This is a genomic window from Empedobacter sp. EJD.6dd (assembly GCF_057369435.1).
The window spans coordinates 797403-820428 of sequence record NZ_CM170667.1; the positions used below are offsets into that span (position 1 = coordinate 797403).

Sequence of the window (23026 nt, forward strand, 5' to 3'; positions counted from 1 at the left end):
GCTTAATTTAAAAATTCTATTTTTCGAAATGTTAAACAATAAAGCATCATTCAAATCAACTTTTTTTAAGCTTATTATTTGTTGCTTATCCTTTTTAGGTACATTAATTCATGCACAAGAAGTTCTAACAAATTTCGAAAACCAATACAATAAGACAAGAGCTAACTCTGCTGAACGATACGAAATTGCAGGTAAATATGCACAAGCTTTGTTCTTTAACCATCAAAAAGAAAAAGCATTCTCAATTCTAAAACAAAATATTGCAACGGCAGAAAAACAAAAAGATGGTAAATACGCGGCTTATTTGTATTCTATTTCGGCGATGAATAATCGTATCGAAGATAATATAACGGCGTCTCAACTTAATTTACAAAAAGCAATTTATTACAGTGAAAAAACAACCGATCAATCAACGAAAGGTTACGTGAAATATTGTGAAGGATGGTTGAACTTACGAAATAATGAAGATGCTAAAGCTGTCAAAAATTTTATTGATGCTCTAAAATTCTATGACAAAGCACCAGTTACGCCAGTTCTTTTAACAAGAATGACTTCTGTTTATAACCAATTGACAGGAATTTATTCTCGATGGGATGATTATGAATTACAAGAAAAATACAGTAAACTCGCTTTAGAAGTTGCTTTAAAACAAGATAATCCCAACTTAATATTTGCGGCATATATGTCTATCGGTTATTTGTATGAGCAAAAATTTATGCAGAATAACAAAAATATTTATACACGAGATTTAGCCGAAAAATATTATACCAATGCCATTAACGTCTACTACAAGAATAAAAAGGAGATGATTACCCCTACCGATTTATCTTTTGTGGCCATTAATTTAGCAAATCTATATCTAAACTTTTATCCCAAAACTTACCAAGATCGAGTAACGAAATATGCTGAATTAGCAAAAGAAATTGCAACTGAAACCAATCAATCTGATCATGTTGCCGCTGCAAATGGTATTTTAGCAGATTTAGCTTTGCAACAAAATGACGTTCATACGGCTAAAAATTATTTACTGAATTCTCTAATTAAGGTAAACGAAAATGCTGTTCCTGATAAAAATATTTTACAATCATTATATTTGAGTTTATCTGAAATAGAAGTTAAAGAAGGAAACTTTAAAGAAGCGTTGCGCTATCATAAATTGTATACATCGATGTACAAAGAAATTTACGATAATGAACAAGCACAAATTAGTAAACGATTAGAAGCTCAGTTTGACAAAGAACGTCAACAACAGCAAATGATTCGCATGCAATTAGAAGCTGAGAAAAAAGAACAGCAAATTCAATTAATGCATTCATTAGGAATTCAACAAAAACAAGAACTAGAAAACTCGAGATTAAGCGAAGAATTTCAACGTAAACAATTAAAATTATCTCGTTTAGAAGCAGATAAACGTTCGCAAGAATTGACTATTACTGAACAGAATTTAAAACTTTCTAAACTCGAAAATAAAAATAGAAAAGATGAATTGATTAATTATATAACCGAACTAAATTTCAAAAATAAATTAAACAAATATTACATCTTCTCAATTATCTTTTTCATTGTTTTACTTGCCTTATTATTATATGCATTAAAACAGCGTAATAAACACCTGAAACAACGAGAAGAATTATACAAATTAGAGATAGAACAAGAACGTCAAAATTCTAAGATTTCTACTTTAACAGCACTTCTTGATGGACAAGAGCAAGAACGTGCTCGCCTTGCACGTGATTTACATGATGGACTGGGAGGTCTACTTTCGGGAACTAAAATTCAGTTAACACATTTGAATGAAAAAATAGACGATCATTCCAAAAAAGATATGGCAAAATCTATTCATCAATTAGATAGTGCTGTGGACGAATTACGTCGTGTCGCGCATAATTTAATGCCAGATTTACTTTTGAAATACGGACTAGAAGAAGCCTTGAAAGAGTATGCCATTCGTATGTCTAACGATCATTTAGATATTGATGTACAATTTTTAAGTTACACCAATTCACTTGACAAAGAAAATCAATTGTTGGTGTATCGTATCATTCAAGAATTAGTCAACAACGCTATAAAGCATGCCCAATCAAAACAAATTATCATTCAATTTGTAGAGGATAACACGAATTACACAGTTACTGTAGAGGACGATGGAAAAGGTTTTGATATGAATAATACAAAGCTTACACAATCAGCAGGATTACATAATATTCAATCACGTGTTCAATTTTTAAAAGGAAATTTAAACATACATTCAGAAATCGATTTAGGAACTAGCATTGAGTTCCAATTCCCTAAAATATAATTTATGATAAAAATAGCTATTACAGACGACCATCCTTTACTATTAGAAGGTTTACGAAATATTTTAAGCAATCAACCAAACTTACAAGTTATCGATTGTTATTCTTCAGCACAACAATTGCAAGAAGCGTTAAAAACTACCGAAATTGATATTCTTTTGTTAGATATCAATCTTTCTGACAGCAATAGTATCGAGCTAATTAAACCTTTCAAGAAAAAGTACCCAGATATGCATATTATTATGCTAAGCGTACACAACGAATATGCTGTTATAAACAGCTGTTTAGAGGAAGGTGCGTCTGGTTACATACAAAAAAATGCTTCGGTTGATGAAATTTTAGAAGGAATCAATTCTATTTTTGATGGAAAGAAATTTCTTTGCTCACAAACGAAAAGTGTAATGACTAAAAAAGAAAAAGATGGTTTGAATACAATTCCGAAGTTAACGCGGCGTGAAAAAGAGGTATTAATTGAAGCAGCGCAAGGCTTAACAACGCAACAAATTGCTGACAAATTATTTATTAGTACGCATACAGTTGATAGCCATCGAAAAAACTTGATTGAAAAATTCAAAACCTCTAATTTAAGTTCAGCAATTACATCTGCCATTGAATATGGATTAATTACCAAACCATAGAAAAATCACTATTTATAGGTATTTTTTAAACGTCAAAAAAATCTCAACTTTGTAAAAGTAAAAATAACCAATTTACAGCCTTATAAGATTACTAACCAATTCTTATTACCTTAACTACATTCTATGAAAAATCGCTTAGTTCTCTACTCAAGCGATTTTTTATATAGTACAAATTAGCTAAAAATAGCGATACTTTGAAACCTTTTCATTCAGTAATTTTAAAATAAAAATGAAATTACTGTATATCCTTATGTTTGCATCAATTTTTGGTTGTGCATCGCATAACAAATTAAAAGTAGAAACCATATTAGTCAAACCATTCACCTCTACCTCTTTAGACAAGGAAACTGGTAGACGAATAAATACATCGTCATATATTCCGCTTACGTCTGTTTTAGAACCTGCTATTTTGTTGCAATCGAATTACAACAATCAATTAACCTTACGTATTCAAGGAAATATCAGATCAGGAGGACTTTCAATTCAAAACGTCAAAAGAATCCGATTCGAACAAGGAGAAAAATCAGGTAATCACATAACAATTAAATATTTTGTAGAAATCATTCATATTAGTGGAAAAGAAGGCAATAATGTAAGAGGTTATAATTATACTAAAGACATAATCTACAAAATACCAGAAGATGTGAAATTCATTAAAGTTGAGTTGTATGAAGATCGCCTCACACAAAAAACAGGATCAAAACATCCAAAATTAAAACTTATTGCCAGCCAAGAGTTTGATTTTTGGCCTAAAATTTAAGCGATAAGTGAATTTTAAATATTTTCTATGTAAATAATACAAACCAAACAGCTTTTCTTGCGTTTAGAATAATACAAAAGAAATATTCGGCTTAAAATTTGGTACATTTTAGTCAATAGAAATAATGAAAATTACATTTATTTAATCTTAAAAATATAGACTATGAATACATCTAATTTATTTGATTTAACAGGAAAAACAGCCATAGTTACTGGCGGTGGTAACGGAATCGGAAAAGCTTGTTGCAAAATTTTAGCGGCTTATGGCGCTCATGTTATCGTATCAGATTATAAAATAGAACCAGCGAATACTGTCGTAAACGAAATAATTGCAGAAGGTGGAACGGCGCATGCGATCGAGTGCGATGTGACTAAAGATGAAGCTTTAGTAAATTTAGTTGATCAAACTTTGGCGACCTATGGTCAAATCAATATTTTGGTAAACAATGTTGGTGGTGGCGGCGCAGGAAGAGAAAGTCCTTCGCAAATTGATGTTAAAGAATTTGAACGAGTTTTTGAAATGAACGTTTTTAGTATGTGGCGATTATGTCAATTGGTCGCTCCTCATATGAAAACTGCTGGCTACGGAAGTATTATCAATATGTCATCGATGGCTTCTATTAACAAAAGTGCTGCAATCAGTGCTTATGCTTCTTCTAAGGCTGCAATCAATCATATGACAAGCAATTTGGCTTTTGACTTTGGTCCTATTATTCGTATCAATGCAGTAGGTCCGGGAGCAATTCGTACGCAAGCACTTCAAACAGTTTTAACTCCTGAAATAGAGAAAAAAATGCTTTCTCATACACCTTTGCAACGCTTAGGAGAACCAGAAGATATTGCTGGAGCTGTATTATACTTTGCCTCTCCTATATCAGCTTGGGTTAGTGGTCAAGTGTTATTCGTTAACGGTGGTGGTGTACAAACATTGGATTAAAATAATCCTAAAAACAAGATATTGAAACGAGGTATGCTTTATTGTATAACTCGTTTTTATATATTTGAATTACACAAATAGCTAAAATCAGGGATATTTTAATAAAATAAAATGATGAAAAACTAGTGTAGTATAGTCTGAAAATTAATCAAAAACAAGCAATTAAAAAAATCTTAAATATGGAACAAATCAGCGTTTCTTGCAAGGAAAACCCATTCAATTTCCGTATCGAATCTACACAGAAGTTTTCAAAAACAAACGTGCTTACAACACATAGTTTAGATACATTAAGTTTGTACACCCGTCATCATAATGGTCACATCCGAGAAATTGCCATATTAACATTGATGAATGAATTTCCAACAGAAAGTATTCCATTTGTCGTCCAATTATTAGGAGAATATGTTGTTGAGATTCATCAAAGAATTAGTCAAGAAATTACATTAGCGCAAAGAAAACTGATTATAGAATTTTTAAATAAAAACCCTAAATATACCCAAACAATTTGTAGTAAAGTAGCAAGTTATTGGGATTGTTATTATAAATGGACTTATCAAAGACTGGAAGATTACCCAGCATTTGAAATTATATCATTTAAAATAAATTAGCTACGCGCTGCACACCTCAAAACGATCTAAAAGTGTTAAATACCATTTGTTTTTGTACCACGTTAAATAAAAAACATGTGTTCCTTCATCTCCATAAGCTACTATTTTTCGGCTATTAGCTTCTATTTCCTTCATTTGTTTGATATGCTCAGATTTCCAACCTGCTTCGAGAAATTCATTTTCGGAAAGCGCTATTCGAGAAATATCGTTGTATTTAGAAGCTAAATCGCAATAAATCCCCTCTTTTTTGGTAAATTTCTCTGTATCACAATCAAATTGAGGCAAAGATTCGTATTTCACTTTTTGATTCACTTTTACTTTTCCAAAATAATTGTTAGGTAAATATTCAGGAATTGGTTCATTTTTATCCAATTTTTCTATGATAGCCAAGTTATCAAATGTACCTCTACGAAACAAAATAGCAACTCCAAAATCTTTTAAAACCATCAAATTTAATGTATTAAAATCTTGATTATTCAGCGCAGTTATAGTTTTTTTGATAGCCTTATCCAATTCAGAATTTAGCTGTGCTTTCACCGAAATACAAGCAAAAAAGAAAAACAAGAAGATAGTTATTAATCTTATTTTCATACACATATAATTTATTCATCCAAATTAATCAAAATAATTTTATTGAAAAAACCACCATTTTAAGGGATATTTCAAAGCGAACATTTTCCTTAATTTTAATGTATGATAGATTACCAACCACAGATACAATGCATTAAAGAAATGAAAAATACATTCATCTACTCCGTTTTAGTTCTTTTGTTGTTTACGATTTTAAGCTGTACTGAATCAAAAAGAGTAAAATCGAACGTTCCGAATAATCTTAAAAATACATTCTGGATCATCGCAAATGGCGGAATCATTCAACCCGAAGGAGGAAAAGAATATTTATTGAATCAAAAAGTAGATAGCACAATAATGATGAATTATCAGGCTATCAATTTTTCAGATGAACAACATTTTGTAAGTTTTGATTCTTGGGAATGTGGTAATGATTGTTTTACCACTGTTTACGGTCGTTATTATTTAACAAGTAGTAGTACAATTGAGATGGAAGTAGATAGTATTTCTAAAGATGGAACTTGCCAAACTCCGATAAAAATTTTAAAGCCTGCAAAAAAGATAGTTTTTAATCTTGTAAAAAATAAAAACGAACTATACTTAACAAAAAAATAAATTAGAAGAAATTATTAAATTTATCAATATCTTGAAGATGAATAAATAATAGAAATTGAATAGCATGTTGACATCATAAATTTAATTAAAAAAAAATGAAAATTTTATACTTTATTCCAATATTGTTATTGATTACAAGTTGTGATCCTGTTCGGGTTTTTACGCTAAAAACAAAAGCCGAATCTACCTCTATCAAAATCTATTTGAAAAATAATAATATTATGGGTTTTGAAAAATCGGGTAATCCAGTTGAAGTTTCTGCGCAAAAAGAAAAGGAATTTAGTGCATATTTCACTATCGGTTATTGGGATAACGAAAATATTCAACATAATTTGACACAAAATATCGATTCTATCGTTATTCAAACCAATAAGAAAAAGAATTCTATAAATCACCAGAAAATATTCAACAATTTTTAAAAAAGAATCGAAAATTATTTTCAAAAAGCAAAATCGAAATAACAAGATAAATTTAACTTACAATTTAAAGAAATTTATTCGATTTTTAAATAATTATAAATGCAAAAAATTTGATTCAAAATAGATAAAAAGAAAAAGCTAAGTTGTAAATAAACTTAGCTCTTTCTTTCTATCTAAATAATTCTAAAATTTCTTCTATTGTTACTTTTCCAAAATAGCTTGTTATATCTACAGATTTCAGAATTTTTGAAATTTCTTCTTCATTGTGTTTAGCACCAATTAGTTTATTTTCTAACTCCTCAATCGGTTCTGAGGCAAAGAAATCACCAAATATTTTAGCTCTTTCTATTGTTCCTCCTCGCTCTACATCCAAATGAACTTCAATAAAACCTGCAGGAATTTTTTTCGCATTCTTGAAATTATATTTCGGAGAAAAACCAAAATTCCAGTCCCATGTTTGGTATTTTTCTTTAATTAATTGCGCAACACCTTTCAAATCCTCTTCTGTCAATTGATAAATCGTTGATCCTTCGTTAGTTTCTAACATTTCTTCAATCAATAATGCTTTCAATTCGTCTGTAGTCATTTCTTTCGGAAAGTATTCGATCAAATTAATCACACGTGCACGATTAGATTTTATAGCCTTATCCACATATTTTAATGGATTAATTTTTAATGCATCATCCAAAATAGACATATCCGAATTGAAAAGAATTGTTCCGTGTTGAATCATTTTTCCGTTTCGTGCCAATTTAGCGTTTCCGCTAAACTTTTTCCCATCGACCAATAAATCATTTCGACCTTCTAATTTTGCTGGAACATTTAATTCATTTAACAACTTAACAACAGGTGCTGTAAAAGTCGAAAAATCCATAAAATCATTCTGTCCTAATAACGTATGGAAAGAAAAATTAAGATTTCCTAAATCGTGATAAACAGCTCCACCACCCGACATACGACGAACAACTTTGATATTTTGTTTTTCTACATAATCTAAATTAATTTCGGCTAACGTATTCTGAAATTTCCCTACAATAATAGAAGGTGCATTGATGTACAATAGAAAAATATCTTCTGTTGGATAATTGTACAACAAATATTCTTCTAAGGCTATATTGAAATACGCATCATGAGATGGCGAATCGATAATAATCATACAAATTATTTTTGCAAAGTTAGCGAGAAATTTATGGAATGAAAAAGAGACAACTTGTTAAAAAAGTTGCCTCTACATATTATAATAATATAAACTATTAAAGAAGAATCTTAAATGTTTGCCATCATTTAAATTCCTGTGAATTTTACACCAAAACTCATCCAAGTTGTTGGTAGAGGAATTGCTCCTGCTTCGTTATATGTTGTGTTAAAAATATTTTGCGCATCAAAATAAATTCCTAAATTATTCTTGAAAGAATGACTAATTCTTGCATCTGTAATCCAATAAGATTTATAAGATTGACGTGTATTATATCGATTTGCTACACTTAAAGTAGTTCTTCCAATCTGATAATCTATCGTATTGATTAACTGATGTTTTAAGCTCTCTATTTTATATTTTGAATTGTACTGATTATCAACATTTTCAAACTTCGGATCTAGATAAGAATAGCTTAAAGAAAATTTCAAACTTTGCTTTGAAGATAAATTTGCTAAATAAGAAACCTTCGTATTGAAGCCATTTGTTTTTAAATCTCCAAAATTTTGTGTTTGCCAAGGTTCATTCGTCGTTAAACGTACCCAATCGATAAAATCTGTGATCGAACGATAGAAATAATAGGCATTAAAATTCCAATTTCTTTTGTTGTATTTAAATCCAATTTCTGCCTGAAAAGCTTTCTCAGATTCTACATTCGCATTTCCGATATTTCCTGGTCGTTGATCTAAATATAAATCTGTAAACGATGGAATTCTTTGACTTGAACCTGCATTAATCACAAGTTTTAAATTAGAATTCATTGCGTAACTAGCATCAATTCCAGGAAATGCTTGCCAACCATATTGCGAATTATAATTAACATACGTTCCTACATTTACATTCAATTTTGGTGTAATATCAGTTTTATATTCAGCATAGAATCCCACATTATCTCGTGTATGATTTTTGATACTTGTCGAAGAAATTTGCTCATTTCGGTATTCAACTCCTACTCCGATTTGTCCTTTATTCAATTGATATGTCGAATTTACTTCTCCTGAAATAGCATTAGAATAATGTTTAGAACGCGCAGTGTTTAAATCATTTTTAAAATAACGATAATCATCAAAATTATAGCGATAACTAATTCGAGGGGCTAATGTAATTCGATCAGAAAGTTGATGTTTTGATTGTAAATTAACCAAAGTTGTTTCGACCAATTCTTTTGAATTCTTATCACCCGGAGATGCGTAAAAACCATTAGCTCCAAAACCATTTTTCACATATCCGTACGATGCAACTAAACTATTTGCGTCATCAAACTGAAAGTTCCCTTGGTAATATAATTTATTGTTCTCATAAGCAGTATTGTAACGATAACCATTTCCCAAATCATGGCTTACATACAACTGATGTTGATGTGTTTCTTTTGCTAAATTAGCACCAAGCTGTATACCTCTACTTGTAAATGTATCACCAGTATCTTCGCTATCTTTCTTAAAGTTTGTTCCGAAATAAGTATTAGCATAAATACCTGTTTTCTTTGGTTGACGCGTTACAATATTTATCACACCTGTTAAACTATTGTTTCCATAAACTCTTGCAGCTGGACCACGTACTACTTCGATACGATCAATTGCTTCGATAGGAATTGGAAGATTTAATGCATTATGAGCCGTTTGATGATCCATTATTTTGACACCATTCAATAAAATAAGAGTTTGTTCAAAACTACCTCCATCCATCGAGATATCTGCTTGCGTTCCAAACGGACCACGCTGACGCAAATCAATTCCAGAAGCATATTGCAAAACTTCTTGAATAGTTTTAGCAGGTAATTTATTGATTTCTGCTTTATTTAAGACGTATATATTTCTATTTTCTTTAGAAAGTGGTGTATTTAGGCGATTATCTAAAATTGAAACTTCTCCAATCGCAATTGTATCATTTGTATTTTGAGCAAAAAGATTTTGTCCTAAAACAGCTAATACAAGTGTAAACTTTTTCATTCTACTAATTTTTCTTTTAGTTTAAACCATGCGAAAGTAGTATCTTTCCGAACTATTAAACTGTACCAGTTTATACATTATGAATAGTCCGGCTGAAATACCATACAATAGTTTTATAGAAATTGATCGATTTTCTGAAACTGCAATCTATTTACAATTAGCTAATCAAATAGCAAAAGCAATACAATTAGGCTATATACCTAGTGGAACAAAGTTACTTGGAACAAGACAATTGAGCTTAATTTTCAATTTACATCGCAACACAATTGTCAGTAGTTTTCAAGAATTAGAAGCTCAAGGTTGGATAGAAATAGTTCCAAATAAAGGAAGTTATGTTTTAAGTCAATCATCTCAAAACTTTCAAAAAACGATTGTTCCAAAACAATTTTCTATCAATTCTTATCCAGAAAAAACTGGTTTTGAATTTGAGCGATCTATTTTACTTGATAATCCGTATGAGAATTTTGATGAACAATTATTTTTAACAGATGGAATAATTGATCACCGATTAGCAGAATTAAAAATTCCTGCAAAATTATATTCAACGATTCTAAAGAGAAAAACATCTATTTCGAAGATAAATCAATCTAAAAATGACTATTTCTTAAAAAATTTAGCCAATTATCTTAATTTAACAAGAGGTTTACATATTACAAAAGAGAATATTTTAGTGACAAGAAGTTCAGAAATTTCACTTTTTTTAATGGCTCAAATTCTTATTAAACAGAATGATTGTGTTGTTGTTTCCGATTTAAGTTATTACAAAAGTAATATGATTTTTCAGACACAACAAGCAAAAATTAAACAAGTAAAAACAGATGATTCTGGAATAGACACCAATGAATTAAGAAGAATATGCGAAGAAAATAATGTTCGTGTTGTTTATGTTACGCCCCATCATCATTATCCTACAACTGTAACACTAAGTTCGAAAAGACGAATTGAATTGATTCAGCTTTCGCAAGAATTTGGTTTTGCTATTATTGAAGATGATTACGATTTTGACTTTCATTATACAAATCATCCAATTTTACCATTAGCAAGTACCGATCAAAATGGAATGGTAGTTTATACAGGAAAATTTGGAAATTATCTTGCACCCGGTTATCGAATTGGATTTATAGTAGCTCCGAAAGATTTTATTGTAGAAGCTCAAAAACATTTATCTGTCTTAGATCAACAAGTTGATCCTTTTATTGAGCAGGTTTTGGGAGAAATGATTAATGAAGGTGAAATTAATCGAATTCTAAAAAAATTGCGAAAAACATATAGAGAACGTCGCGATTATATTTGCGAAAAGTTAAAAAATGAATTAGGCGAATCTATTCATTTTAATCTTCCAAATGGTGGTTTAGCTGTTTGGATTAATTTTAATCAACCATTTAATTTGATGGAATTAAAGCGAAATTGTGCTGAAAAGGGACTTTTTATACCACAAACAATTTTGTATCAAACTCAAAAACAAACTGGAATTCGACTTGGTTTCGCTCATCTAAATTTTGAAGAAATAGATGAAACAATCTCAATATTAAAAAAAGAAATCATTAAAAAAGCTGAATAAATTTCAGCTTTATTTTTTCTTTTCTCTTAATTTAAATGTCCACGTAAATTGAAATTCAGAAACAACATCACCTTCTTCATCCTTTCCAATACTTGTCACGTTTAGTGAAACACCTTGCTTTGATTCAATTGCTTGTTTTATTGCTGTATCTATTATCTTACCATCTTCGCATGTAAAAATAATTTTACCAACTGCTTTTTTCAAATATTTAGATTGCATTCCCAAAACTAACATTGAAATATCTTCACCAGATTGAGCAATTTTAGCATTCGCCATCAATCCTGAAGAAAACTCAGCAGCCATTCCTTGCACTGCCCAAAACATACTCTTGAAAGGATTTTGATTGAGAAAACCATATTTCACTTTTGTTGACACTTTATTCTCTTCCCACAATTCTAAACGTACACCTGCAATCCAAGCAATCGGAATTTGAGTGGTTAATATTGTTTTAAAAAAATCTTTATTCATATTATTTATCAAAAAGGTTTCAATAAAAATAAATGTTTTATTTGATTTATCTAAAATAGTTCTCAGAAATTATTAATTATATTGCAATATGTCTATTTTCTCTTATCATATCATCAAATTATCCTATATCCAAGCGCTTAAAATGATGTTATTTCCAATAAATTCAACCAATATAAATGGATTGATTTATGCTGAAACAATGTCCGCCATGAAATTAGGTTCTCCTATTTTTTCCAAAACCAGATTTTTTAATCAAAATATTATCGTTTTTGCTCAATGGGAAAATGAAGAAGTTCTAGATTATTATCTAGAAAATACTAAAAATGGAAAGCTTCTTACAAAGGGTTGGTATGTAAAATTAGATTTTCTTAGACAATGGGGTTCTATTACTGGATATAAAATTAACGTAGACAATTGTCAAAACGAAGTGAAAAATCAACCTGTAGTTGCGGTAACAATCGCTCGAATGAAGTATAAAGAAATACCTCGTTTTCTTCGTTGGGGGCGTCCTGTAGAAAAATTGGTAAGAGATCATTCTGGTACAACTTTATCACTAGCTTCCATTCGCTATCCAAATATAATTTCTACATTTTCGATATGGAAAACACAAGATGAAATGACAGATATGGTTTTTGGTCATAGTAAGATGCCTAAACCTAAAAGACATATTGATGCAATGAAAGAACGTAATCGGAAAGATTTTCATTTCGAATTTACAACACTTCGTTTTAGACCTATTTCTGAGCATGGAAAATGGAATGATAATCATAAATTTATTCCAACAAATAAAACGGATAAATGAATTTAGCTTTTACGATGCAAAAATTTCAAGATTGGTTTACTCAACAATGGGTAATTCTTTGGGGACGAAAAATTAATCCTACAAATTATTCTTGGTTAATGGGTCCTTTTGGAGAATTAAATGGAATTGGAGAAGAGTTTATTTATCAATTTGCTGAAAAAGAAAATTTAGTTGTAGTGCGTAATTCTGTATCAAAAGGATTATTAAGCTCTATTAATGAACTTAATTTTAGTGATGATCAACTCGATAGTCTATCTAAAAAAGTGATTGATTTTTATGAGTCGACAGCTGATTATCAATTAGAATTTCGAGTAAAATGGAATCCATTTTTTTCTATTTTCGGTTATTTGGTCAACAGATTATTTAGTCAACGAATCAATCAACTAAATATTCCGACCAAAAATATTGAGCAATCAGAAGATTTAGAAAGTGAGATAATTACATTAAATTCAAAAATTGATCAGAAAGTACAGTATACTATTTGGCTTAGAAAATTTAAAACTTCGGGAAAAGTAATCTATTCTGGAATTTATGGTACTTGCACCCTTCCATCTGGTATTACTTGTATTAAAGCCATTTTTCCGTTACCAAAAGGCAATGCAACAGTTATTATGAAGCCAAGCGTTGGACAAGAAAATGAATTGATTTTAGATTCGAGTGGAAAAGATTTTGGAGATGCTGGTTTTTACTTTTTATTGAATGATGCTAAAAATAATTATTGGACACAATTTATCTCAACATTTACGGATAAATTAGTTGTAAAAGAATACGATAATCAATTACAAGCAATTCAAACTCTAAAATTATGGAACATGAAAGTTTCTCAGTTTACTTATCAAATCAAAAAGAAATAACAAAATGAAATGTATTTAGAAAAAATATAGAAAAAAATCTAAAAATTTATTTGTATTCTTTTCCATTGAATTTTAAAATTCTATTTGTTTGATTAGTCGAATTCTTTTCTTTACACTCACCTTTTAAAACATAAGTTTTACTTAATTTTATTTTTGAATGAACATTAATATTCCTAAAACCATTTGAACTATTTTTTTCATCCATCGATAAGAAAGAATTTGTTTCTTTAGATTCTCCTGCACATTTCGTATCCCAATCTGAATTATAATTTGAAATTGTAAATGAATTTAGCACATTTTTAAAACTTTTATTTTCTGGGATATACAACGAAAGAAGTTCATTACTCATTGGATAGACACTGCTACTTCCCGAAAAATGTACCCTAACTCCTACTGCTCTTAAATCCGATTTTAGATAATACAAACCTGTATCTAAAACAATTGACGATATTTTAATCGCATCCGAAATTATCTCTTGACAATTAAATTGGTTAAGAATTTTTCCAGAATTATTATCTACAATAACTAAAATGGGTTTGATTGTATAAAAATACGAATCGTAATTGTTATAATTTGTATTTACAAATTTTGGGATTAATATTAATGTTTTAGATTTTTCAAAGGGTAAAACTTTTTCAACATAAAAATCTTGATGAATATTATTTATATTCAAATCCAATTGTTTTAAAACCTTCGGCACTAATTTGCTTGTTTCTATTTGAGCAAAAGAAAAGCTAAATAAAAAGAGTATTAAATAACTAAATGTTTTTTTCATAATTATCTATATTTTATCATCATTAATATAATTAATTACAGATAAATATGTTCAATAAATTTCAACAAATATTTAATTACTAGATAATTACATTATACCAACAATTATTAAACGATTAAATCATTTGTATACAACTTGCTACAAATAAAGTATTCTCAATATAAATAGTAAAATAATTTATCACTTCTATGATTTTGATTAGGGGAATTCACAATTCTAACAGCTATATTTGTAAAAATTATAAAAATAGTAATGACAGCAGTAATCATTATCTTTATCATACATTGGTATGCTTCTTTATTTTTTCAAACTTTTTTTCATCACAGATATGCATCTCATGCGATGTTTACGATGTCTAGAGCTTGGGAAAAAATATTTCATATTTTATCTTGGATTTTCCAAGGTTCATCTTACCTAAGTCCGTATACATATGGGGTTATGCATAGACATCATCATGCGTATGCAGATACAGAAAAAGATCCACATTCACCACAATTTGATCACAATTTCTTTTCGATGATGTGGAGAACACGAAACGTTTACAATGAAATTGATCATGATAAAGTTGGCGTTTTAGCAAAATTCAAAAAAGGTGTTCCTTCTTGGAGATCTTGGGATACTTTCGCAGGAAACAATGCAGTTCGTTTAGCTTGGGTTGTAATATATGTCCTTATCTATGTTGCTGTAGATGCTCCATTATGGACGTACTTTGTTTTTATTCCAATGCAAGCTTTGATGAGTCCTTTACATGGAGTAATCATCAATTGGTTTTCACATAAATTAGGTTACCGTAATTATGATGTTGGAGATACTTCGACAAATTTAATGCCGATTGACTGGTTAATGTGGGGAGAATGTTTACACAATAACCATCACAAATTTGGGGGAAGACCAAACTTCGCTGTTAAAAAATGGGAATTTGATCCAATGTATCCATGTATTTGGGCAATGAATAAATTGAATATTATTCAATTCAAAAAAGGAAAATTAGATACAGATTATATGTAAAATACAAAAGCGATTCAGAATTGAATCGCTTTTTTTATTTCTTTTGATAAATTACACTTTCTATATATTTTTTGAAAAAAAATTGATGATCAACCGTTTTATAAAAACCTTCAAAAACTTGTTTCATTTTTGGCAATTGTGAAATATCTAATCCAATAAAAACTCTAAAAAAAAGCAACATCAAATTTGTTATATTCTTTTGCCAACCTTTTTGAGATTGAGCAAAATCTACGTAAAACCAAATTCCACCAAAATTTAAAAATTCATTCAGTCGAGAAAATAATTCTTCAGCTTTTTCTTGTTTAAAATGATCAAATAAAAAAGTTGTCATGATTACATCATATTTTTTATCCGTATCGAAATCGAAAATATCTGAAACAATGTAATTAATATTTAAGTTAGATGTTTTCTCTTTTTTAGCTAGCTCTATCATTTTAGAGGAAAAATCAATATAATCGATTTCTAATTTCAAATTGAGTTTTTCTAGTTCTGGAATAAATTTTCCTGCTCCTCCTCCAACCCACAAAATTTTATCACCGTCTTTTAGATGATTCAAAATTAAAAAATGAGCTTGATGTTGTCGATTCAAAAAAATCAGTTGACTCAGCGAATGATAATATGGCGCAATAAAATTGTAATTCATTATTCGAATAAAATTACGCTTAAAATTCCACAAATTGCTTTTAGAAAAATCATACCATCAATTGCGATTAAATAATATAAAATAGATTTTGGACGATTTAGTTTAAAAGCAAAAATAGCTAAACAAACAATCGGGATTAACATAAATAATACTCGATGTAATGGTAAGCCATACCAAATTCCAAAAATAACAAAGCTTAAAAATCCTAAAAATATTAAGGGTAAGATAATTCTATTCAATGTAAAATGATATCCATATTTTACTACAAATGTTTTTAGATTCCGATTACTATCATCTTCATAATCTTTCAGATCAAACAAAATAGCATTTACAACACAATACATAAAAGTTTGCGAAAATAGAAAGTAAAATTTTGCATCAATGGTATAATGTGTTTCATTCTTTAACATCAAAAATAAAACAGGTAAAAAAACAGTCGTAATTGCCCAAGTCCAACCAATTAAAAAAGGTTTCAATAACATTGTTTTTCGTAGCGAAATACCCAGCTTCAAATCATAATATCCAAAAGACAATAAACCAGTAAAACATAAAACTAAAAACCATTTCCATGATAAAACTTCATAATTTGGTAAGCATTTAATTGCTAAAATAATTCCAGAAATAAAAGAAACAATTAATAAAAAATAAGTAAATAATTGTACTGATTTTCTGTGATTTATATAGAATTGAGTTCGAGGATTTGATGATGATTTTATATGTTTTGGAGTTCTGTAAGCATACAAATAAAACAAAACTGTAATGGAACAAATAAACGAATAATAGACTGTAGAATTGAATGGTAATCCAATTTTAGTATTCGTTTCTATGTTTAACGCTAATGAAAGTAGAATTAAAAAAAAATTGGAAAAAAAGATATTTTCGATAACTCGATTTTTTACTTTTTGTTCCATTTTCCTCGTTTTTTAATCTTTGAATAAATCAAGTATAGAATTTCTATAGGTCTCACCTATCGGTATTTCTATTTGATCCAAATATAATATTTTATTCTGAATTGATTTCACTTTTTTCAGAGGAACTATATATGATCGATGAACACGGACAAATAAATTTTCGGGTAATTTTTCTAAAATTGATTTCATGGAAATTCTTGCCGTTATCTTTTTTTGATCAATCAAATGTATTTTCACATAATCATCTAAACCTTCAATATAAACGATATCATTGTATGCAATTTTATTTAGTTTATAATCAGCTCGAATCATTAAAAAATCTTCACTTTGTGCTAACTTTTTATCCACCAAAATCAAAACCGCTTTATGTATTGCCTCTTCAAACCTTTCGTAATCAATAGGTTTTAACAAATAATCTAAAGCCGAAACATTAAATCCATCTACAGCATATTCTGCAAAAGCTGTTGTAAAAATAACAGGAATTTTCTTCTCTAAATGTTTATAAAAATCCATTCCGTTGGTACGCGAAATTTGTATATCCAAAAACATCAAATCGACTGGAAATTGATTGATATACTTCTGTGCATCTTTTAAGTTAGAAAATGTTTTTACTAATTCAACTTGTTTATTTCGCGCACAATAATTTTCTATAACCATTAATGCCAAAGGCTCATCGTCTATTGCAATTGCTTTAATCATTTAAAAATAATTTAAGTTCAACAAAATATGTAGTTGATGATTCTACAATTTCTAATTGATAACGATTTGCATAAATATAATCTAATCGTTTTTTAGTGTTTTGTAAACCAATTTCACTTTTCACAGTTTCTGAATCAATTTCTTTCGAAATTATATTTTTCACTCGTAACAATAATGTATTTTGTTCAATAAAAATTGAAATTTCTACAGGTTCTTCTTCGTTATCAATCACACCATATTTGAACGCATTTTCTATAAAATTAATCAATAACAATGGCGAAATTCTCAAATCAGCCGCATTTCCTTCAACATGAAATAAAATTGATTTTTTGTTGATTAATCGCAATTGCTGTAATTGAATGTAATTTTTAATATAATCAATATCCTGTTGTAAGGAAACAAAATCTTTCGAAGAATCAGAAACTACAAATCGCATCATTTTTGATAATTTCATTACAGCATCAGAAGCTGATTCAGATTTCTGTAACGTTAATGCATAAATATTATTTAGTGTATTAAATAAAAAATGTGGATTTATCTGAGCTCTAAGATACGCTATTTCAGACAATTGCTTTTCATTTTTCATTTCTTGATAACGTTTATTTTGACGAATAAATAACGAAACCATTGTCATCATAAAAAACATAATCACCTTAGGACTCCACATCATATAGTCGCGCGGTGGCTTTCTTGGCGGAAATTTATCATATTCTGCATTTCTTGGTGGAAATTTACTCGAATGAAAAGCTAACTCAGGTACCTTATACACAATAAGAAAGAATACAATAAGTGTAATTATGTAAAATAGATAGTGTTTTTTAAAATACAACTTAGGTATTAAGACGAAATAGTTCACTAAAAAGAAGCCTAACAACAGTATATTTTCGAATAACATTCGTTTAAAAAAACGAGTTTCGAAAATTGTTTGATCAGAAGAAAAATTAGGAGCAGCTAAAAACGGTATCAAAATAAAAATAATGGATACAGTTATAAAAATGACAATTTCTCTAGTTGTTATTTTTGCTTTGTTCATTTAACTAATTCTATTGAATAAATTGAAAATTGTTTACGATTTGGAATCATTAATGTTTTTATAATCTTGTCTTGTTCGTCATCAATTGCAATCAAATACTGATTGTTTATTTCTCCAAAATACAAATATTGTGGCGTAAAAAAAGTAAGTCCAATTTGATGTTTTAAATGCGATAAATTTGACGAATTAACAATATCTATCTCAAAATCTACAAATTTCAGGTAAGTTTTATTTAAATTATCTGTAATTTGATACAAATTACCTTCTAATTGTTCGATATATGGAATTGCCGTCATTCCAACCAAATAATGCAATTGTTCTGCTTTTGGATTATAACGTTTTAATTCTCTAAATGTTTCAACTTTTTTTTGATTATCCTGATAAAGCTGTTCTTGCAAAAAATACTCTTTATAAGTTGCTTCGAAAACATATTTTTCCCAAACAGAATTTGTTTGTGCATCAATTGTGAATCGGTAAGCAAATTGTATTTTTTTAATGTTGTTGTTCATCTTTTTTTGGTTTATCAAATGGAGGCATTCCATCTGGCGGAGGCATTCCTGGACCACCCATAGGTTCTTTTAATTCTTCTATATTTTCTGTAGAAAGAACAATATTTGCTTCGATAACATAACCTTTTTCTAAACTTCCAGTTACTTTAGCAATTTGATTTCCATCTACATCATCAGAAAATACATTGTCATCAGCATTATAGGTATATCCTTGCAAACCTTTTGTATAACCATAATCTGTTGCAGAGTTTACAATTGCAACTGCAGAATTTCCTCCTTCTGGAAATGCAATTTGAGTAACTTTTAACGATTTTCCACTTTGGTCGTAAATATGAACATGAATATGCGTTGCACGACTTTCGTACCAACCAGGAAAAATGGAAATAAACTCCACATTTCCATTTTCATCAGTTATCTGTCTACCTCTCAAAAATTTATATGATTTATAATCGGTAGGTTGCATACGAGTTGCGCCATATTGCGAATAATTTCCATCTTTATCGCAATGCCAAATATCTACAATTGCATTTTTGAAGGCACTACAATTTTCATCAACATTCGATATATTAATTTTTATTGTTGCCTCTACTCCTGTTCGATCACCTTTGATATTTTTTGATAAAAAATCTTCGGGTTTTTGGGTTGGAAATGGCCCTTCTGTTTCTGTAGCCCAAACTTCGCAATCTCCACTATTTGTTGAATTTGAACAACTCATTATAACTTTAGGAACAATTAAACTTGCTCCTAATAAACCTAAACTATTTTTTAAAAATTCCTTTCTTTCCATTTTTTATATTGAAATTTTAATATTCGATGAAATGGTATATCCATTTGTTAAATTACCAGAAATGGTAGCAATTTGTAAACCATTTTTATCATCATTAAAAACATTATCTTGCGCATTATAGGTATATCCATTCATTCCTTTGGTATAACCGTATGTTGTAGCAGAATTTACTGTAACAACTGCACTGTTGTTTCCTTCTGGGAAAGCTATTTGAGTAACTTTTAATGAATTTCCATTTGCACTATAAATGTGAACATGTATATGTGTTGCACGACTTTGATACCAACCGGGAAAAATTGTAGAAAATTTTACTTTCCCATTTGCATCAGTTATTTGGCGACCTCTCAAAAAATTATATGATTGATAATTTGTTTGTTGCATTTGTGTTCCTCCATATTGCGAATAATTTCCATCTTTATCACAATGCCAAATATCTACCACAACACCTTCTACAGCTGTACAATTTGAATTAGCATTTTGAATTTCGATTTCTATAACAGTTGCAACTCCAGTTCTATCTCCTTTGATATCAGTTCTTACATAACTAGACGGCGTTTTAGTAGGAAAAGGCCCTTCAGTTTCTGTTGGCCAAACAGTACAAGTTTGATTATTTCCTCCTTCGTTTATAGTAGTATCATTCGTGTTTGCATGATCATCGTCAGAACAAGAAGAAATAACTTTAGGTAAAATCAAAGCTGTTCCCAAAAATCCTAAACTATTTTTTAAAAATTCTTTTCTTTCCATTTTTATAATAATTTTGATTAGTAATCAATTGCAATCAGTAATGAATTTTCGCTCAACGATTCAAATTCAACATTCTCATCAGATCTTATTTCTAATAAATCTCTTGATTCTATTAAACGATTATGAACCTCAAAAATACCTGTCAAAGAAATGATTAACCAACTTCTTTCGTTTCTTTTGAATGGTAATTCAGATTCTTTTCTCAAGTCAAATTTTCCTAAAAAAACATTAAACAAATCATGTCGGATTATTTTCTCTAAACGATTCTCTCTATCCAAATCAATTGGAACAATCATTTTAGAAATTGGCTGTTTTTCTTTTACGATGAATAACGCATAGAAATAAGAAAAATCGTGGCTCAAATCGCCTTCTATTTCTATTATAGTTCCTTTTTCTAAGTAATAAACAAATGCTTGATTGACTTCAATTTTCCAATTAAAACCATTCATATTCAAGCGTATATTATTCAATAAAGGCATTAAAATAATATAACCACTTTCTTTGATTACTTTTTGATAAGTACCCATTCCGCTTAACGCAACATCATCAATAAAAGCAAAATCCAAAATCGGATTTGTATCATTTAAAGCATTTATCCTAATGAATTTATTTTCAAATAAATTTCGATTCTCAGCCTTGCACAACTTTATCATGTCCTCATATAATCTTCTAAACAAAAGTATATATCGATATTTTGCTATCTAAATTTAAGAGGTTAACCTAAGATTTTTGTAGGTTAATTGAAATATGAATGGTTTTTATTTATCTTTAACATTAGAATTATATTTGATCAAACACAACAAAAATGATAAACAAAAAAGTAAACAGCATCGAAGAAGCTCTACAAGGTGTAGAAAGCGGAATGACGCTTGCTGTTGGAGGCTTTGGACTTTCTGGAATTCCTGAAAACTTAATTCAAGGATTGGTAGACAAAAAAATCAATAACCTTACTTGTATTAGTAACAATGCAGGTGTAGACGATTTTGGTTTAGGATTATTATTACAAGGACGACAAATCAAAAAAATGATTTCTTCTTATGTTGGAGAAAATGCTGATTTTGAGCGTCAAATGCTTTCAGGAGAATTAGAAGTAGAATTAATTCCACAAGGAACTTTAGCAACACGATTGATGGCTGCTGGTTATGGAATGCCTGCAATTTTTACTCCTGCAGGAGTTGGCACTGAAGTTGCTGAAGGTAAAGAAATTAGGAAATTTACTTTTCATGGTATTGAGAAAGAATATTTGTTAGAATATGCATTCGAACCTGATTTTGCAATCGTTAAAGCTTGGAAAGGTGATACAGCTGGAAATTTAGTTTTCCGTGGTGCAACTGCAAATTTTAATCATCCTGCAGCAATGTGTGGAAAAATTACTATTGCAGAAGTAGAAGAATTAGTAGAAGTTGGTGAATTAGATCCAAATCAAATTCATACTCCAGGTGTTTATGTAAATCGTATTATTCAAGGTGCGAAGTACGAAAAACGAATTGAAAACAGAACTGTTCAACCAAAACCATAAAAGCAATGTTAGATAAAAATGGAATTGCAAAACGAATTGCAAAAGAGGTAAAAGACGGATATTATGTAAATTTAGGAATCGGAATTCCGACATTGGTTGCTAATTATATTCCTGAAAATGTAAATGTTGTTTTACAATCTGAGAATGGTTTATTGGGAATGGGTCCTTTTCCTATTGATGGTGAAGAAGATCCTGATTTTATTAATGCTGGTAAACAAACAATCACTACTTTGCCTGGATCAGCTTTCTTTGATTCGGCAATGAGTTTTGGAATGATTAGAGCTCGAAAAATTAATTTAACTATTTTAGGCGCAATGGAAGTTTCTGAAAATGGAGATATTGCAAACTGGAAAATCCCAGGAAAAATGGTAAAAGGAATGGGAGGCGCAATGGATTTAGTGGCATCTGCGGATAATATTATTGTTGCGATGCAACATGTAAACAAAGCCGGAGAATCTAAATTATTACCTTCTTGTACTTTACCTTTAACAGGAATTAATTGTGTCAAAAAAATTGTAACAGAATTAGCCGTTTTAGAAATTTTAGCAGAAGGAGGTTTCAAATTATTGGAACGCGCTCCGGGAGTTTCAGTTGAAGAAATAAAAAAAGCAACAGAAGGAAAACTAATTATTGAAGGAGATATTCCTGAGATGGTTTTATAAATATTACAAGAAAGGAAAGTCAAAAGCTTTCCTTTCTTTTTTGATTTCGATGATTTCTTTTAAC

General features: G+C 29.5%; 26 protein-coding genes. 13 read left to right on the plus strand and 13 right to left on the minus strand.

All coding sequences use genetic code 11. The features are described 5' to 3' along the window. Nucleotides 1-28 precede the first annotated feature (28 nt). From AC2I98_RS03700 to AC2I98_RS03720, 5 genes are all read left to right on the plus strand, one after another. Complete coding sequence (locus tag AC2I98_RS03700) at nt 29-2299, plus strand: sensor histidine kinase (RefSeq protein ID WP_486413281.1); 2271 nt, start codon at nt 29-31, stop codon at nt 2297-2299. Between the two features lie 3 nt (nt 2300-2302). Beyond that, nucleotides 2303-2935, plus strand: coding sequence for a response regulator (locus tag AC2I98_RS03705; RefSeq protein WP_486413282.1), 633 nt, complete (start codon nt 2303-2305; stop codon nt 2933-2935). A 229-nt stretch (nt 2936-3164) separates the two neighbouring features. Then, entirely contained in the window at nt 3165-3695 is a 531-nt protein-coding gene (locus AC2I98_RS03710; protein ID WP_486413283.1) for a hypothetical protein, read from the plus strand. Between the two features lie 162 nt (nt 3696-3857). Next, nucleotides 3858-4631, plus strand: a complete 774-nt coding sequence (locus AC2I98_RS03715) for a glucose 1-dehydrogenase (protein ID WP_486413284.1) — start codon at nt 3858-3860, stop codon at nt 4629-4631. Between the two features lie 179 nt (nt 4632-4810). Then, nucleotides 4811-5239 carry a hypothetical protein gene (locus AC2I98_RS03720; RefSeq protein ID WP_486413285.1) on the plus strand — a complete coding sequence of 143 codons (429 nt, stop codon included), beginning with the start codon at nt 4811-4813 and terminating at the stop codon, nt 5237-5239. Here the strand turns inward: AC2I98_RS03720 and AC2I98_RS03725 are convergent, their stop codons facing one another. Continuing rightward, the gene (locus tag AC2I98_RS03725) at nt 5240-5830 is read right to left on the minus strand and encodes a hypothetical protein (protein ID WP_486413286.1); all 591 of its coding nucleotides are present in this window, start codon (nt 5828-5830) and stop codon (nt 5240-5242) included. A 141-nt stretch (nt 5831-5971) separates the two neighbouring features. On the opposite strand from AC2I98_RS03725, the gene AC2I98_RS03730 reads away from it, so the two are divergent. Both AC2I98_RS03730 and AC2I98_RS03735 read left to right on the plus strand, forming a co-directional pair. Beyond that, nucleotides 5972-6424 (plus strand): hypothetical protein, encoded by a 453-nt coding sequence (locus AC2I98_RS03730; protein WP_486413287.1) that lies wholly within the window; start codon nt 5972-5974, stop codon nt 6422-6424. A gap of 95 nt (nt 6425-6519) precedes the next feature. After that, nucleotides 6520-6843, plus strand: coding sequence for a hypothetical protein (locus AC2I98_RS03735; protein WP_486413288.1), 324 nt, complete (start codon nt 6520-6522; stop codon nt 6841-6843). Nucleotides 6844-7012: 169 nt separating this feature from the next. On the opposite strand, the gene lplA is transcribed toward AC2I98_RS03735, so the two are convergent. Together lplA and AC2I98_RS03745 are read right to left on the minus strand one after the other, a co-directional pair. Continuing rightward, nucleotides 7013-7999 carry a lipoate--protein ligase gene (gene lplA / locus AC2I98_RS03740; RefSeq protein ID WP_486413289.1) on the minus strand — a complete coding sequence of 329 codons (987 nt, stop codon included), beginning with the start codon at nt 7997-7999 and terminating at the stop codon, nt 7013-7015. Between the two features lie 128 nt (nt 8000-8127). Continuing rightward, a complete protein-coding gene (locus AC2I98_RS03745) occupies nt 8128-9987 on the minus strand; it encodes a TonB-dependent receptor plug domain-containing protein (protein ID WP_486413290.1) in 1860 nt (619 codons plus the stop codon). A 79-nt stretch (nt 9988-10066) separates the two neighbouring features. On the opposite strand from AC2I98_RS03745, the gene AC2I98_RS03750 reads away from it, so the two are divergent. Further along, nucleotides 10067-11548: an aminotransferase-like domain-containing protein gene (locus AC2I98_RS03750; protein WP_486413291.1), complete on the plus strand. Its 1482-nt coding sequence runs from the start codon at nt 10067-10069 to the stop codon at nt 11546-11548. 9 nt (nt 11549-11557) lie between these two features. Here the strand turns inward: AC2I98_RS03750 and AC2I98_RS03755 are convergent, their stop codons facing one another. Then, entirely contained in the window at nt 11558-12016 is a 459-nt protein-coding gene (locus AC2I98_RS03755; RefSeq protein ID WP_486413292.1) for a DUF4442 domain-containing protein, read from the minus strand. A gap of 88 nt (nt 12017-12104) precedes the next feature. Here AC2I98_RS03755 and AC2I98_RS03760 point away from each other — a divergent pair, with 88 nt between their 5' ends. Further along, nucleotides 12105-12818, plus strand: coding sequence for a hypothetical protein (locus tag AC2I98_RS03760; protein ID WP_486413293.1), 714 nt, complete (start codon nt 12105-12107; stop codon nt 12816-12818). Then, complete coding sequence (locus AC2I98_RS03765) at nt 12815-13672, plus strand: hypothetical protein (protein WP_486413294.1); 858 nt, start codon at nt 12815-12817, stop codon at nt 13670-13672. Before AC2I98_RS03760 ends, AC2I98_RS03765 begins: the two co-directional genes overlap by 4 nt. A gap of 46 nt (nt 13673-13718) precedes the next feature. Here AC2I98_RS03765 and AC2I98_RS03770 read toward each other — a convergent pair whose 3' ends face one another. Next, nucleotides 13719-14447, minus strand: coding sequence for a PA3715 family protein (locus AC2I98_RS03770; protein ID WP_486413295.1), 729 nt, complete (start codon nt 14445-14447; stop codon nt 13719-13721). Nucleotides 14448-14699: 252 nt separating this feature from the next. Between AC2I98_RS03770 and AC2I98_RS03775 the strand changes: the two genes are divergently transcribed. Further along, nucleotides 14700-15455: an acyl-CoA desaturase gene (locus AC2I98_RS03775; protein ID WP_486413296.1), complete on the plus strand. Its 756-nt coding sequence runs from the start codon at nt 14700-14702 to the stop codon at nt 15453-15455. 34 nt (nt 15456-15489) lie between these two features. Here the strand turns inward: AC2I98_RS03775 and AC2I98_RS03780 are convergent, their stop codons facing one another. The 8 genes from AC2I98_RS03780 to AC2I98_RS03815 form a co-directional block, all read right to left on the minus strand. Next, the gene (locus AC2I98_RS03780) at nt 15490-16098 is read right to left on the minus strand and encodes a class I SAM-dependent methyltransferase (RefSeq protein ID WP_486413297.1); all 609 of its coding nucleotides are present in this window, start codon (nt 16096-16098) and stop codon (nt 15490-15492) included. Further along, nucleotides 16098-17009: a UbiA prenyltransferase family protein gene (locus tag AC2I98_RS03785; RefSeq protein WP_486413298.1), complete on the minus strand. Its 912-nt coding sequence runs from the start codon at nt 17007-17009 to the stop codon at nt 16098-16100. Before AC2I98_RS03785 ends, AC2I98_RS03780 begins: the two co-directional genes overlap by 1 nt. Before the next feature lie 12 nt (nt 17010-17021). After that, complete coding sequence (locus AC2I98_RS03790) at nt 17022-17708, minus strand: LytR/AlgR family response regulator transcription factor (protein WP_486413299.1); 687 nt, start codon at nt 17706-17708, stop codon at nt 17022-17024. Continuing rightward, nucleotides 17701-18477: a sensor histidine kinase gene (locus AC2I98_RS03795; RefSeq protein WP_486413300.1), complete on the minus strand. Its 777-nt coding sequence runs from the start codon at nt 18475-18477 to the stop codon at nt 17701-17703. The genes AC2I98_RS03790 and AC2I98_RS03795 overlap by 8 nt, the downstream gene beginning before the upstream one ends. Before the next feature lie 260 nt (nt 18478-18737). After that, complete coding sequence (locus tag AC2I98_RS03800; protein ID WP_486413301.1) at nt 18738-19250, minus strand: hypothetical protein; 513 nt, start codon at nt 19248-19250, stop codon at nt 18738-18740. Beyond that, nucleotides 19234-20037, minus strand: coding sequence for a dioxygenase family protein (locus AC2I98_RS03805; RefSeq protein ID WP_486413302.1), 804 nt, complete (start codon nt 20035-20037; stop codon nt 19234-19236). Before AC2I98_RS03805 ends, AC2I98_RS03800 begins: the two co-directional genes overlap by 17 nt. A gap of 3 nt (nt 20038-20040) precedes the next feature. Then, a complete protein-coding gene (locus AC2I98_RS03810) occupies nt 20041-20781 on the minus strand; it encodes a dioxygenase family protein (protein ID WP_486413303.1) in 741 nt (246 codons plus the stop codon). A 17-nt stretch (nt 20782-20798) separates the two neighbouring features. Continuing rightward, the gene (locus tag AC2I98_RS03815) at nt 20799-21434 is read right to left on the minus strand and encodes a hypothetical protein (RefSeq protein WP_486413304.1); all 636 of its coding nucleotides are present in this window, start codon (nt 21432-21434) and stop codon (nt 20799-20801) included. Nucleotides 21435-21586: 152 nt separating this feature from the next. Between AC2I98_RS03815 and AC2I98_RS03820 the strand changes: the two genes are divergently transcribed. Continuing rightward, nucleotides 21587-22300, plus strand: a complete 714-nt coding sequence (locus tag AC2I98_RS03820) for a CoA transferase subunit A (protein WP_486413305.1) — start codon at nt 21587-21589, stop codon at nt 22298-22300. A 5-nt stretch (nt 22301-22305) separates the two neighbouring features. Beyond that, the gene (locus tag AC2I98_RS03825) at nt 22306-22962 is read left to right on the plus strand and encodes a 3-oxoacid CoA-transferase subunit B (RefSeq protein WP_486413306.1); all 657 of its coding nucleotides are present in this window, start codon (nt 22306-22308) and stop codon (nt 22960-22962) included. The last annotated feature ends 64 nt before the right edge of the window (nt 22963-23026 follow it).